19 protein-coding genes are annotated in these 12,160 nt (G+C 70.5%); 10 read left to right on the top strand and 9 right to left on the bottom strand.

The genetic code is table 11. The annotated features are described in order from the left end of the window. Nucleotide 1 precedes the first annotated feature (1 nt). The 3 genes from IEY88_RS12115 to IEY88_RS12105 all read left to right on the top strand — a co-directional run bounded on the left by IEY88_RS12115 (nucleotide 2) and on the right by IEY88_RS12105 (nucleotide 1,549). On the top strand, nucleotides 2-562 hold the full coding sequence (locus IEY88_RS12115; protein ID WP_189154792.1) for a dihydrofolate reductase family protein: 561 nt from the start codon (nucleotides 2-4) through the stop codon (nucleotides 560-562). A gap of 128 nt (nucleotides 563-690) precedes the next feature. Beyond that, nucleotides 691-1,074: an STAS domain-containing protein gene (locus IEY88_RS12110; RefSeq protein WP_189154791.1), complete on the top strand. Its 384-nt coding sequence runs from the start codon at nucleotides 691-693 to the stop codon at nucleotides 1,072-1,074. Nucleotides 1,075-1,141: 67 nt separating this feature from the next. After that, nucleotides 1,142-1,549: an ATP-binding protein gene (locus IEY88_RS12105; RefSeq protein WP_189154790.1), complete on the top strand. Its 408-nt coding sequence runs from the start codon at nucleotides 1,142-1,144 to the stop codon at nucleotides 1,547-1,549. Here the strand turns inward: IEY88_RS12105 and IEY88_RS12100 are convergent, their stop codons facing one another. Beyond that, entirely contained in the window at nucleotides 1,550-1,954 is a 405-nt protein-coding gene (locus tag IEY88_RS12100; protein ID WP_189154789.1) for an STAS domain-containing protein, read from the bottom strand. Nucleotides 1,955-2,226: 272 nt separating this feature from the next. Between IEY88_RS12100 and IEY88_RS12095 the strand changes: the two genes are divergently transcribed. From IEY88_RS12095 to IEY88_RS12085, 3 genes are all read left to right on the top strand, one after another. Further along, nucleotides 2,227-2,946, top strand: coding sequence for a GAF and ANTAR domain-containing protein (locus IEY88_RS12095; protein WP_189154788.1), 720 nt, complete (start codon nucleotides 2,227-2,229; stop codon nucleotides 2,944-2,946). A gap of 61 nt (nucleotides 2,947-3,007) precedes the next feature. Then, on the top strand, nucleotides 3,008-3,301 hold the full coding sequence (locus tag IEY88_RS12090; RefSeq protein WP_189154787.1) for a 3-oxoacyl-[acyl-carrier-protein] synthase III C-terminal domain-containing protein: 294 nt from the start codon (nucleotides 3,008-3,010) through the stop codon (nucleotides 3,299-3,301). A gap of 2 nt (nucleotides 3,302-3,303) precedes the next feature. Further along, nucleotides 3,304-4,155: an SDR family NAD(P)-dependent oxidoreductase gene (locus tag IEY88_RS12085; protein ID WP_189154786.1), complete on the top strand. Its 852-nt coding sequence runs from the start codon at nucleotides 3,304-3,306 to the stop codon at nucleotides 4,153-4,155. Here the strand turns inward: IEY88_RS12085 and IEY88_RS12080 are convergent. Further along, nucleotides 4,123-4,617, bottom strand: a complete 495-nt coding sequence (locus IEY88_RS12080; protein WP_189154785.1) for a DUF2231 domain-containing protein — start codon at nucleotides 4,615-4,617, stop codon at nucleotides 4,123-4,125. The genes IEY88_RS12085 and IEY88_RS12080 overlap by 33 nt on opposite strands. Before the next feature lie 63 nt (nucleotides 4,618-4,680). Here IEY88_RS12080 and IEY88_RS12075 point away from each other — a divergent pair, with 63 nt between their 5' ends. Then, on the top strand, nucleotides 4,681-4,998 hold the full coding sequence (locus IEY88_RS12075) for a hypothetical protein (RefSeq protein ID WP_189154784.1): 318 nt from the start codon (nucleotides 4,681-4,683) through the stop codon (nucleotides 4,996-4,998). Next, nucleotides 4,995-5,171 carry a hypothetical protein gene (locus tag IEY88_RS12070; protein ID WP_189154783.1) on the top strand — a complete coding sequence of 59 codons (177 nt, stop codon included), beginning with the start codon at nucleotides 4,995-4,997 and terminating at the stop codon, nucleotides 5,169-5,171. Before IEY88_RS12075 ends, IEY88_RS12070 begins: the two co-directional genes overlap by 4 nt. 514 nt (nucleotides 5,172-5,685) lie before the next feature. Here IEY88_RS12070 and IEY88_RS12065 read toward each other — a convergent pair. Genes IEY88_RS12065 through IEY88_RS12040 form a run of 6 tightly spaced genes read right to left on the bottom strand, consistent with a single transcriptional unit; the run spans nucleotide 5,686 to nucleotide 9,946 of the window. After that, nucleotides 5,686-6,318 carry a DUF3618 domain-containing protein gene (locus tag IEY88_RS12065; protein WP_189154782.1) on the bottom strand — a complete coding sequence of 211 codons (633 nt, stop codon included), beginning with the start codon at nucleotides 6,316-6,318 and terminating at the stop codon, nucleotides 5,686-5,688. Continuing rightward, on the bottom strand, nucleotides 6,294-6,713 hold the full coding sequence (locus tag IEY88_RS12060) for a phage holin family protein (RefSeq protein WP_229693303.1): 420 nt from the start codon (nucleotides 6,711-6,713) through the stop codon (nucleotides 6,294-6,296). Before IEY88_RS12060 ends, IEY88_RS12065 begins: the two co-directional genes overlap by 25 nt. After that, nucleotides 6,700-7,374 carry a hypothetical protein gene (locus IEY88_RS12055; RefSeq protein WP_189154781.1) on the bottom strand — a complete coding sequence of 225 codons (675 nt, stop codon included), beginning with the start codon at nucleotides 7,372-7,374 and terminating at the stop codon, nucleotides 6,700-6,702. The genes IEY88_RS12060 and IEY88_RS12055 overlap by 14 nt, the downstream gene beginning before the upstream one ends. A gap of 33 nt (nucleotides 7,375-7,407) precedes the next feature. After that, nucleotides 7,408-7,851 carry a DUF2243 domain-containing protein gene (locus tag IEY88_RS12050; RefSeq protein WP_189154780.1) on the bottom strand — a complete coding sequence of 148 codons (444 nt, stop codon included), beginning with the start codon at nucleotides 7,849-7,851 and terminating at the stop codon, nucleotides 7,408-7,410. Beyond that, on the bottom strand, nucleotides 7,848-9,068 hold the full coding sequence (locus IEY88_RS12045) for an Nramp family divalent metal transporter (RefSeq protein WP_189154779.1): 1,221 nt from the start codon (nucleotides 9,066-9,068) through the stop codon (nucleotides 7,848-7,850). Before IEY88_RS12045 ends, IEY88_RS12050 begins: the two co-directional genes overlap by 4 nt. Before the next feature lie 14 nt (nucleotides 9,069-9,082). After that, the gene (locus tag IEY88_RS12040) at nucleotides 9,083-9,946 is read right to left on the bottom strand and encodes a manganese catalase (protein ID WP_189154778.1); all 864 of its coding nucleotides are present in this window, start codon (nucleotides 9,944-9,946) and stop codon (nucleotides 9,083-9,085) included. A 198-nt stretch (nucleotides 9,947-10,144) separates the two neighbouring features. Here IEY88_RS12040 and IEY88_RS12035 point away from each other — a divergent pair, with 198 nt between their 5' ends. Then, nucleotides 10,145-10,879: an AfsR/SARP family transcriptional regulator gene (locus IEY88_RS12035; protein WP_189154777.1), complete on the top strand. Its 735-nt coding sequence runs from the start codon at nucleotides 10,145-10,147 to the stop codon at nucleotides 10,877-10,879. Here the strand turns inward: IEY88_RS12035 and IEY88_RS12030 are convergent. Then, nucleotides 10,868-11,203: a hypothetical protein gene (locus IEY88_RS12030; RefSeq protein WP_189154776.1), complete on the bottom strand. Its 336-nt coding sequence runs from the start codon at nucleotides 11,201-11,203 to the stop codon at nucleotides 10,868-10,870. The genes IEY88_RS12035 and IEY88_RS12030 overlap by 12 nt on opposite strands. Before the next feature lie 134 nt (nucleotides 11,204-11,337). On the opposite strand from IEY88_RS12030, the gene IEY88_RS12025 reads away from it, so the two are divergent. Continuing rightward, nucleotides 11,338-12,102: an alpha/beta hydrolase gene (locus IEY88_RS12025; protein WP_189154775.1), complete on the top strand. Its 765-nt coding sequence runs from the start codon at nucleotides 11,338-11,340 to the stop codon at nucleotides 12,100-12,102. Nucleotides 12,103-12,160 lie beyond the last annotated feature (58 nt).

Raw genomic sequence — 12,160 nt, 5'->3', positions numbered from 1 at the left:
CATGCGAAAACTCATCTACGGCATGAACCTGAGCCTGGACGGCTACATCGCCGCGCCCGGCGGCGGCATCGACTGGGGCGCGTCGAGCGACGAGCTGTTCCAGTGGTGGCTCGAACAGGAGCAGGCTGTCGAGGTGTTCCTGTACGGGCGCATGCTGTGGGAGACGATGAGCTCCCACTGGCCGACGGGTGACCAGCGGCCGGGCGCCACCGCGGCCGAGGTCGCGTTCGCGCGGAACTGGCGGGACACGCCGAAGGTGGTGTTCTCCTCCACGGCGTTCGAGGCCGGCTGGAACACCCGCGTGGTCACGGGCGACGCGATCGCCGAGATCGCCCGGCTCAGGGCGGAGGACGGCGGGCCGATGAGGGTCGGTGGTGCGACGCTGGCCGGGACGGCCGTGCGTGCCGGGCTCGTCGACGAGTACGAGGTCGTCACCCACCCGGTCCTGGTGGGCGGCGGCACGCCGTTCTTCACCGAGCTGGCCGGCTTCGTGGAGCTGACCCTGGTGGAGACCCGGACGTTCCCCGGCGGCGCGGCCCTGGCGCGGTATCGGAGGCGTTGAACGCGGGCCCGCCGCGCCGGAGCGGTTGCGGTCTTCGTTTCGTCGGCTACAGTTCGAGGTGAGCAGTTCAGCGTGCAGCTGCGTCCTTACATCCCATGTCGGATGGCGAGGGACGAGGAGTCTCCGCTGTGATCGAAACCTCCCACCTCCAGCTGCAGGTGCAGCGTGAGGTCCACGCGCTCTCCGTCGTCGTGCGGGTCACCGGCGAGATCGACCAGGACACGGTGGCCGTGCTCCGGCAGGAGCTGCGGGTCGCGCTGGCGATCGCGACGCCGCCGTTCCCGGTGGTCGTGGACCTGTCCGGGGTCACCTTCCTCGGGTCCAGCGGCCTCGACGAGCTGCTGGAGCACCACCGCGCCGCCCGAGCCGCGCGGACCCCGTTGCGGATCGTGGCGGCGCACCGGAAGGTGGTGCGCCCGCTCACGGTGTCCGGGCTGGACCAGGTGTTCGAGCTGTGTCCGGACGTCGAGCGCGCCCTGCGCGTGAGCGGGGGCGGCAGAGCGGCGGGCTGAACGGAATTCGCCGACGTTTCGCCCGAATGTCGCGGGGTAGGTTAACCGCGACGAAGGGTGCGGCATTTTGACGAACGGCGAAAAGCCTCCGGACACCTCGCGGGTCCTGGAACTCGACGGCGGTGTCGCCGACATCACCGCAATTCGCCGGTGGGCGCTTTCGGCCCTGTCCACTCTGCACGACGACGATGCCCTCGACGTGGTACTGGTGATCACCGAACTGGTGTCGAACGTCTACGACCACGGTCGCTTCCCGGCACAACTCCACCTGTACGAGTGGGCCAGGCCGCACGTCGTCGGGATCGAGGTCGACGACTCCTCGTCGAAACGCCCGGTACTGCGGCCGTGGTCAGCCGATTCGGGACGAGGCCGCGGCCTGATCCTCGTCGACGAGCTCGCGCAGCGGTGGGGCGTCGTGCGGCGGGCCCTCGGGAAGTCCGTCTGGGCGCTCGTCCCCTGCCCCGGCACGGTCTGACTACCGGCTACCGCCGAACCGCTTGACAGCGGGCAGCGCGTGGAGTGCGAGGAGCGCGTCGCTCCGGTCAGTGAACATCGCGAGCTGCCGGTCGACCATGGTCATCGCCAGCGGTCGCAGCACGGCGGGCTGGTCCGCGACGACTCCGAGGGGGATGCCGTCCCGCCCGGCCCGTTCCTGCACGGTCAGCAACAGGTTGATGCCGGAGGAGCCGAAGAAGCTCACCGCGCGGAGGTCGATCGCGAGTCCGGACGGGGCCTGGTCCAGGACCTCGAGCACCCTGGCGAGCGGTTCCTCGAAGGTCAGCATGTCGAGCTCGCCGGCCAGCTCGACCACCACGACCTCGCCGAGTGTGACGATCCGGGTGTTCAGCACGTCCGGTGGCTCGTCGAAATGATGATTCATCGTGACGCTCCGATCGGCCCACCGCGAAAAGCGCCGACGCGAGCCGCTGCCCCACCCGGAAAACCCGTAGTACTACCTCGCCTGAAATGATCGATGTTTGCGAAATCCCTCCCCACGCTATGCCCATTCGCTGCGAGGTACAACCGCGCCCTCGTGATCTGGGAAGAGTTCACTCCGCCGTCATGGAACCCGAACTGCACTCACGTCCGGGCGCGTTCAATCGTGTTGTCGTCCACGACTGGCGGAGCCTGTTTCGGGGTACCCCTCTTCTCATGCCCGACAACAGCGCAGAGTCCGCCGACGGAGAGAAGGACCTGGCCGGACACCTGACCGGCATCGCGCGCGCCCTCCAGCGGCAGCGGGGCGAGCAGGAGACCATGGACGCGATCGTGCACGCGGCCGTCGGGACCATCCCGGGAGCCGTGCACGCCGGCATCATGACCGTGGTCGGCAGGAAGGAGATCAGCACCGTCGCCGCGACCGGTCAACTGGCCTGCGACGTGGACCAGGCGCAGTTCGACACCGGTGAGGGCCCCTGCCTGACCGCCCTGTTCGACCAGCTGATCGTCTCCGTGCCCGACGTCGTCAACGACGAACGATGGCGGGCGTTCGGGCGGCGAGTGGCGGAGCTGGACGTCGGCAGCATGTTGTCGTTCCAGCTCTACGTGCAGGACGAGGACCTGGGCGCCCTCAACCTCTACTCGCACGAGACCGCGGCGTTCGACGAGGAGTCGCAGCACGTCGGCAGCCTGTTCGCGGGGCACGCGGCGATCGCGCTGGCCTCCGTCCAGGAGCGCGAGCAGCTCGCGGCGGCCGTGCACACCCGTGACCTGATCGGTCAGGCCAAGGGAATCCTGATGGAGCGCCACAGGCTCAGCGCCGACCAGGCGTTCGCCGTGCTCACCCGCGCCAGCCAGCACACCAACGTCAAGCTGCGCGACATCGCCGAGCAGCTCACGATGACCGGGAAGCTGCCGGAACCAGGCCGCTGACCCCGTTTGCGCGGTAGCGGCACGGGTAGCCGGGCGTACTCAGAGCTCCACTCCCCCGGTGATGATCAGGAGAACGACGTCCACGACCGCCACCGCGAGCAACGCGGTGAAGTTCGCCCGCGATCCGCTCCGCTGGCCGTGCGTCCTCGACACCGTCGAGCTCGGGCTGCGGCCCGGAGCGCTCGAACCGTCGCGGCACGTGCTGCGCGAGCACGGCAACTGCTCGTCGGCCACGGTGCTGATGGTGCTCGACCACCTGCTCCGGACCAGTGCGCCACAGCCGGGTGACCCGGTGGTGGCCATGGCGTTCGGTCCGGGACTGACCCTGTACATCACGCTTCTGCGCGCGAGGTGAGCATGCGATCACTGGAAGGCACCGTCGTTCTCGTCACCGGAGGTTCGGCCGGCATCGGCCGCGTCACCGCCCGGCGTCTGGTGCGCGGCGGCGCGCGGGTCGCGATCTGCGGACGTGACCAGGAGCGGCTCGACGCCGCACTGGCGGAGATGCCCGAGGCGTGGGGAATGCGGTGCGACGTCACCGATCCGGCCGACCGCGCGCTGCTCGTGCGTGCCGTCGTCGAACACTTCGGCCGCATCGACGCGCTGGTGAACAACGCCGGTCAGGGGCGCGTCGCGAAGCTCGCCGACCTCGACGGTGATCAGGTGACGAGCCTCGTGGACGTGAACTTCACCGCCGTGGCGGAGCTGACCCGGCTGGTGCTGCCGCTGTTCGGTGCCCGCGGCGGACACGTGGTGATGATGTCGTCGATCGGCGCGTGGGCTCCGGTGCCGCCGTTGTCGTTGTACTCCGCCACGAAAGCGGGCGTGCTGGGCCTGGCGCTCGGGTTGCGGCGCGAGGTGCCGCGCGGGGTCAAGGTGCACGCCGTCTGTCCCGGGCCGATCCGCACGGAGTGGCTCACGCGCGACCTCGACGGCAGGCCCACCGAACGGTCGGCACGGCGGCGCCTGTCCGCCGGCTCCGATCCCGAGCACGTCGCCCGCGCGGTCGAGAAGTGCTTGATTTCCAGGAGGTCTCGTACCGTGGCCGTGCCGCGCTGGTGGGAGATCGCGCGGCTCGGTTCGTTCGCACCGGTCAGCCGGCTGCTCGACGTGGCGGTCGCCCCCGTGTCGACGGCGGTCGTCCGGCTGACCCGGCGCTACGGCAAGCGGCTCGGCTCACCGTCCCGAGACGGGCGCACCGCTCAGTGAGCTCGGCGCGTCGGGGTGGGCCCCCTCCTCGACGCTGACGCCGAGCCGTTCGACCAGCTCACCACCCAGCCAGCCGCCGAGCCCGCCCGCGAGCAGACCGACCCAGCCCGCGATCACCGCGGGCCACCCGGGGATCCAGTCCGGCACGGCCAGGCGCAGCGCCCAGCTCACCGCGAACACCACGAGCACGGCCCCGTTCACGAGCCCGTGCACCAGACCGATGCGCCGGGCGCGCGTGCCCCGCGGGACGACGAGCCACCAGTCGAGCCAGCCGGTCGCCGCGGTGACCACGCCCATCAGCAGGCCGGCGGCGATGAGGTGGGCGGCGGTGAACGCGAAGCTCACCCGCTCGGTCACCAGGTGCAGCACGTCGAAGCCCACCGCCGTGGTCAGCAGGCCCAGCGGGAACACGATGAGGATCGGGTGGACGGCGTGACCCGCTGCCCTGACTCGGCTGCGCATGAGGGTTTTCCCTTCCGGAGGACGACGAGGCGTACCCGGCGGCGAACCGGATACCCCCGTGCCATGAAGACCGATGAACTGCGGAGGTTCGTCCTCGACCGGCTCGACGAGGACGAACGACGTCTGGCCGACGAGAAGCTGCCGTTGCTCGACGAGGCCGAGGGCCGCGGCAGGTTGCGCATCATGCGTTCGGACGACGGCACGGGACTCCTCCTGCTGCCCGGCCCCATCCAGGCTGCCGAGGAGCGGGAACTGGTGCCGTTCCCGGAGAAGGCCGCCCTGCTGCGGACCGAGGTCGAGCAGACGGACGACGAGAGCGTGCTGCGGCTGCTGGCCGGCGCGTTCGACACCCACCACGACTGGCAGGAGGAGTGGCGATGACCAAGCCGGAACCCGACCGCGTGACCGCCGAGAGCGAACTGGAGGACGCGGACATCGGCGGTGAGCACACGCGCCCCACCCTCGCCGACGAGAACCCCGGTGGACCGCACCGGGGTCGCGACGAGTCCGAGCCCGACGGCCGGGGTGGCGACGGCGGGATGGATCCGGCGTAGCCGCAACGGTGTGAGCTCGGGGGCCGGGCGGTGATGCGGGGAGGGGTCCCGCGTCGCCGCACCGGCCCGAATGGCGTTGGAGGAGCGAATCCCGCGCAACCACACCGGTCCCGATGGCCGGATCGGCGACGTAGGGACGAATCGCGCGACGATCCGAGCCCAACGATCGGAGCGGTGACCGGGCAACGATCGCGCGCAACCACACGACTCGAACCCGACGACCGGAACGGCGACGAAGGGCGAACCCGCGTCCCCACAACAGTCCGAGCCCAACGGCGACCGAGCGACGAATCCCGCACGACCGCACTGAGCCCAACGGCCGGAGCGGCGACGAAGGGCGAACCCGCGTCCCCACAACAGTCCGAGCCCAACAACCGGAACGGCGACTCCACACAACCGCACTGAGCCCAACGGCCGGAGCGGCGACGCTGGAACGAATCCCGCGTAGCCGCACCGGCCATCATTCCCCCAGGGGGCGAGCCGCGACAACCAGCGGCCCACCCCTGCCGTCATCTCAGCCGCCCGTCGCCTGACCGGACACCCGCTGCCCGGACTCACGAGCGTGTCCGCCGACGTCCCGCGCCGCGTCCTTCGCCTCGCCCGCGGTGGTCTGCGCGGCGTCCGTGGCGACCTGCTTCACCTCGCTCGCGGCGTCGCTGACCGAGGACTTCACGTCCTCCTGCAGGTGCCGTGCCGACTCCGTCAGCGCTTCCTTCGCGGGTTCCACCACGTCGCTGAAGCTCTCGGAGAGCTGTTGCACCGCCTGCTTCTCGGCGTCGGTGCGGGGCAGCACCGCCGCGAGCAGCAGACCGCTGCCGAACGCGATGAGGCCTGCGGCCAGCGGACTTCCCTGCGTCTGCCGGGCCACCTGGCGCGGTGCGTCCTGCACCGCCTGCACGGCCTGGTCCGCCCGTTCGGCGACGGCGTTCTTGGTGTCGTGTCCTTGCTCTCGCACCGTCGACGCGGCGTCCGATGCCGTGCCCATCACTCGCTCCTTCATCGACACGAGTCCCTGCTTCACGCCGCGGACCTGCCGCTGGGCGATGCTCTTCGGACTGGTGTGGTCGACGATCCGGTTGGCGTCGGCCCGCAGCTCCGCGCGCGTCACCTCGATCTCACGCCTTATCTGGTCGGGTGTTTCGCCCATTCCGCGTCCTCCTTCAGCGTTTCGACGGTGCGTTCGGGTTTCGGGTTGACGGTGCGGAGCTTGGCGCGCCCGGTGGAGTAGAGGATTCCGCCGGCGATGCCCCAGAGCGCCGCGACGATCAGCGCGGCCCACCCGAGCGGCATGACCGCACCGAGTGCGAACACCAGCGCGAGGCTGATCAGCACCGTGGTCATGTAGCCGGCGAACCCCGCTGCCGCGAGCATTCCGGTGGCCTTGCCCGCCTTGGTGGCCTCCTGGCGCAGCTCGGCCTTGGCGAGTTCCAGCTCCTGCCGCATCAACTTCGACAGGTCGCTGGTGAGCTCACTGACGAGATCGCCCAGCGACTCCCCCGAACCGTCCACTCGCGACGGTGGTGGCATCTCAGGGACCGACATGCGGCACCCCCGCCGGCGGGATCGCGGGTGCCGGGGGGACCGCGGGCGCCGGCGGGAAGGCAGGCGCCACGGGTGGCGCGCCCGGCGTCAGCGGCGCGCCGTACTCCGTCGCCGTCGCAGGGGTTTCCGCTGCTACGGGCACCACACCGCCCTGGTTCTGCGGCTGCTGCCGCGGGCTGTCGTCGCCGCCCCCGGTCGCACTCTTGGCCACCCGTCCGACCAGGAACCCGGCCACGACGGCTCCCAGCAGGAACGTGCCGGGCTTGCGCCGGGCGTAGTCCCGTGCCGAGTCGAGCAGGCCCTGAGCACCTCGTTCGTCGAGGAACCTCGCGGCCTGCCTGCTCGTGTCCGCGGCGCTCTGGATCGCACCGGCGGACATCGAGTCACCCGGCGCGTTGCCGGCCATCTCACCCAGCTCGTCCGCGATGCGGCCGAGCTGCTTCGAGACGCGTGATGCCTGTTCTTCTGCTTCTGCCGCAACACGGTCTCGCACGTCGCGAACGACGTGACGGGCCTGGGCCGCGGTCTCCTGGGTCACGTGCGATGCCTGGTCCCGGACGGTGCTTCCCACCTGTCCGGCGGCCTCCTTGGCGTGCTGCGCGACCTCGGAGCCCTCGTCCCGGGCCGCCGTGCGCACTCCGCCCATCTGATTCTCGGTCACGGCTGACTCCTCAGCTCATCGTCGTGTCCTGGCTTACGAGCTACCCTCGGGAGCCCGCCGCAAACGAGATCGGCTCGTGAAAATCCCGGCGGCGACGAGAAGTGCTCCCACGACGAGGAACGCGATGTCGTAGGCGAGCTGGTCAGGCCCGTGCCGGACGTGGTGCAGACCGAGGATCTGGTGGTCGACGATTCCCTCGACGAGGTTGAAGACGCCCCACCCCGTGAGGATCCCGCCCGCCAGCACGGCGTTCGGCATCGGTGGCCGCCGGTTGAGCATCCCGATCCCCACGAGCACCAGCAGCAGGCACAGCAGGTGGAACAGCCCGTCGCCGAGCATCATCAGGTGCACGTCGTCCAGCGGGTACCAGCCGGACAACATGTGGTGCCAGCCGAGCAGCTGGTGGATCACGATGCCGTCGACGAACCCACCTATGCCCAGCCCCAGCACCAGTGCCGCACCGTCCACGTGCTTCATCCCGTCACCGTCCTCACGAGCAGGAAGAGGTTGAGCCCGGAGATCACGAAAGCCGCCGCTGCACCGGCCGTGGTGACACTCTTGCGGTTCACCGCGGCACCCATGACGTCGGCACGCCGGGCCAGCAGCACCAGGGGAACCAGTGCGAACGGGATGCCGAACGACAGCACGACCTGGCTCAGCACCAGCGCTTTCGTCGGATCGACGCCGAACGACAACACCGCCAGCGCCGGTGCCATCGTCACCGCCCGGCGCAGCCACAACGGGATCCGCCTGCGCAGGAAGCCCTCCATGATCACCTGGCCGGAGTAGGTGCCCACGCTCGACGCGGCGAGCCCGGAGGCCAGCAACGCCAGCGCGAACGCCAGTGCCGCACCGGGGCCGAGCAGCTGACCGAGCCCGGAGTGCATGTCCTCCAACGACTCCCGCGGCGCGCCGGCCTGGTGGAACGCACCGGCCGCCACCACGAGCATGCTCACGTTCACCGCACCGGCGATGCCCAGAGCCACCACGATGTCGGTGCGGCTGGCCCGCAACGCACCGCGCCGCGCGTCCGGCGAGGTGGTGTGGTGGCGCTGGGTCAGCGCCGAGTGCAGGTAGATCACGTGCGGCATGACCGTGGCACCGAGCATGCCGGTCGCGAGCAGCACGCTGTCGATTCCCGCGAACCCCGGCACCAGACCGGCCGCCGCGCCGGTCAGCGGGCCGAGGTGCAGCGTCTGGTACAGGAAACCGCCGAGCACGATCGCGAGCAGGCCGATGATGACCGACTCGAACCGCCGCCGGCGCAGCGGCGCCAGGGCGAGGATGCCGAACGACACCACCGCCGTGATCAGCGCCGCCGGCAGCAGCGGCACGCCGAACAACAGGTTCAGCGCCACCGCCGCACCGACGAACTCCGCCAGGTCGGTGGCCATGGCCACCAGCTCCGCCTGCACCCACAGCAGCTTCGTCACCGGCCGCGGGTAGTGCTCGCGGCAGAGCTCTGGCAGGTTCCGGCCGGTCACGATGCCGAGCTTCGCCGACTGGTACTGGACGAACATCGCCAGCAGGCTCGCGCTGACGATCACCCACAACAACAGGAACCCGTGCGTCGCCCCGCCCGCCATGTTGGTCGCGAAGTTGCCGGGGTCGACGTACGCGACCGCGACGACGAACGCGGGTCCCATGACGACCGCGGCGGACCTGAGGCGAGCGGGCATCGTGATGCCGACCATCGTCGAGACCCTCCTCAGGTGAGCTTGCGGATGGCCTTCTCGATCAGCCCGAGGTTCGCCGGGCTCGTGGCGTAGAGCAGCGGATCGGGCTTGGGCGCGGACGCGTGGCCGCCCAACGGCTCCGGGTTCATCACGTAGGAGAACTCGTGCACGCCATCGGGTGCGGTGCCGGACGCCCAGCCGCCCTCGGCTCCCAGCGCACCGTCGGAGTTGTGCCAGATCGTGCCCGCGTGCTCGGCGTGCTCCTCGTCGAACAGCGCGCTCGGGGAGATCGGACCTTCAAGGCCGTCCTCCTGGAGCTCCTCGATCGCGGCGAGCCACATGTTCTGGTGGGCCGTGTCGCGGGCGAGGTTGAACTTCAGCATGTCGCGCACGCCGGTGTCGTCGGTCATGTTGTACAGCCGCGCCGTCTGCAGCCTGCCCTGTGCCTCGGCCGCGACGTTCGCGCGGAAGTCGGCCATCAGGTTGCCGCTCGCGACGATGTACCGGCCGTTCCACGGCACGCCGTTGCTGTCCGACAACGTGGGCCCGCCGCCGCTGACGATGGCCTGCTGCGGGTCCATGCCGCCGAGCACCGCCGCGATGACGGGGTCCTTCGCCGCCACCTCGTCGGTCGCCTCCGCGGGCGCGTTCTCCAGCAGCCGCGCGACCATCACCGCGAGCATCTCGACGTGGCCGATCTCCTCGGTGGCCACGTCCATGATCAGGTCCTTGTACTTGCCCTCCATCCGGCAGTTCCAGCCCTGGAACAGGTACTGCATGGTCACGCTCATCTCGCCGTACGCGCCGCCGATCAGCTCCTGGAGCTTGCGGGCGTAGTGCGCGTCCGGCCGGTCGGGCTTCGCCTCGAACTGCAACCTGCTGGTGTGCAGGAACATCTCGCCTCCCGTGGGGTGGTGTGACTCCACGGCGAAGCTAGGCAGCCGCTGTGACTCGGACAGCTCGGTGACACCACGCCCCCGACACCGCCGCGTCACCGCCGCTGGTCGAGAAGGCGCAATTTTTTCGCGTGGGTGTGTGAGTCGGCAACGACCGGGCACCCGGCGACTCCTGACGGGGAGAGGAGGGCCCGCGAGATGACTGGACCGACCCGAGCGCCGGACCAACGGCTGCACATCGAACTGCTGGACGGCTTCCGGCTGGGTTTCGGCCGCACACGTGTCCACGTGGTGCCCGGCGCGCAACGACTTCTGGCGCTTCTCGCGTTGCGCGAGGGACCGGTGCCACGGGCGGTCGCGGCGGCACTGCTCTGGCCGGAGGCCACCGCCCGGCGCGCGGCCGCCTGCCTGCGCTCGTCGTTGTGGCGGTTGAGCGAGCTGACGCCGCTGGTCGTGTCGGTCGAGGACGCGCTGGTGCTCGACCGGGAGGTGGAGATCGACTTCCGCCGCGCCTGCGCGTTCGCCGCCGAACCGGGTGCGAACCCCGACGCCGTCGCTCTGCTCAAGGCCGATCTGCTGCCGGGCTGGACCCAGCCGTGGGTGCAGGCCGAGCGCGACTGGTGGGGTCAGGCGCGGTTGCGCGCGCTGGAGGTGCTGAGCGAGAAGTTCCGATCCCGCGGCGACCACCACCACGCGCACCAGGCCGCCCTGGCAGCCGTCCAGACCGACCCGTTGAGGGAGAGCGCACATCGCACGCTAGTGGAACTGCACCTGGCCGACGGCAATCCCGCCCAGGCGGTGCGTCAGTTCCAGAGCTACCAGGCCCTGTTGCGCGCCGAACTCGGCATGGAACCGTCCCCGCACATCCGTGACCTGATGCGGCCGCTGCTGCCGGGTGCGCGCAGGACCAGCCCGCGCGACTCAGTCGTCTGAGGAGTCGACCTCCACCACGAGCCCGCGGACCGTGAGCACCGTCGCTTCGGGACTCTCCACCAGGGCGAAGTCGGCGTCGATCGGCCCCGCGTCCCAGCGGATCGGCTCGTGCGCGGTCAACCGCACCTCGCCGTCCGGCTGCGTCACGGTGGCGCCGTCCTGCTCCAGCACGATGGTGCCGCCGTCCTCGGGACCGCCCGCGTCGGGAAGCTCGGCGGTCAACCGGATCGAGTCCGCGTCGCACTCGCCCGTGAACTCCAGGAGCATCGTCTTGGAGCGCAGCGTCACCTCGGCGCGCTCGGCGTGGCATCGAGTTTTGGCCATAGGCGTGCATACCCTCCCGCCGCCCGGCAAAACCTGAAGTGGGGTTCTTGTCGCCAAACGTCGCCTCGGTCGCGTTTGGCCTGCTCCCCCGCGGCAATCCTCGGACAACTTGATCAGGCGAGGGAGGCACGTGGATGAACCCGTTGCGATCGTTGCGCTCCGTCGCCCGCGAACACGCGGTGACGGCGAAGCTGGGGTTCCAGCTGATCGCGGACCCGGTGTGGCGCGAGGCGGATCCCGAGGAGGGCGGCGGACTGGGAGTGCTGCTCGTACCGGGGTTCGGTGCGGCCGACGTCTCGCTGAGCTTCGTCAGCACGTGGCTGGGCCACCGCGGCTACCGGCCGGCGGGCGCCCGCATCGGGTTCAACCTCGGGTGCACCACCGAGTTGGTGGACCGGATCGAGCGGCGGCTCGAGGAGCACGCGGACGCCACCGGTGGTCCCGTTGTGCTCATCGGGCACAGCCGTGGCGGCGGCCTCGCGCGACTTGCCGCCGTGCGCAGGCCCGACCTGGTCCGCGGCCTGATCATGCTGGGCAGCCCCGTCGTCGACCCGCTGGCCGCGAACCCGCACGTCATGCTCGCGGCCAGGACGCTCGCCCGGCTGGCCGCGGTCGGAGTGCCCGGCCTGATGAACCACGAGTGCTTCAACGGCGTCTGCCACGACGACAGCGTCCGGGCCCTGGCCGTACCGCTGCAGCCCGCTCTCCCTGCGGTGTCGATGTTCTCGACGTCCGACGAGGTCGTGCCGTGGCGGTTGAGCCAGGACCCGTCCGCCGAGTGCGTCGAGGTGGACAGCACCCACATCGGCATGGGCCTCGCGCCGGACGTCTACCGCGTTCTGCGGGACCGGCTCGCGGCCTGGGCGCCGGCGGCGGCGACCGTCGCACGCGCCGGCTGACCAGGGCGTGTCCCGCAAGTCTCGTCCGCGACAGCCGCGGCCGACGACCGTGACTCTC

The sequence above is a fragment of the Lentzea pudingi genome (assembly GCF_014646255.1).
In the GTDB taxonomy this organism is placed as follows: Bacteria; Actinomycetota; Actinomycetes; order Mycobacteriales; family Pseudonocardiaceae; genus Lentzea; species Lentzea pudingi.
This window is presented reverse-complemented; position numbering and strand designations above follow the sequence as displayed.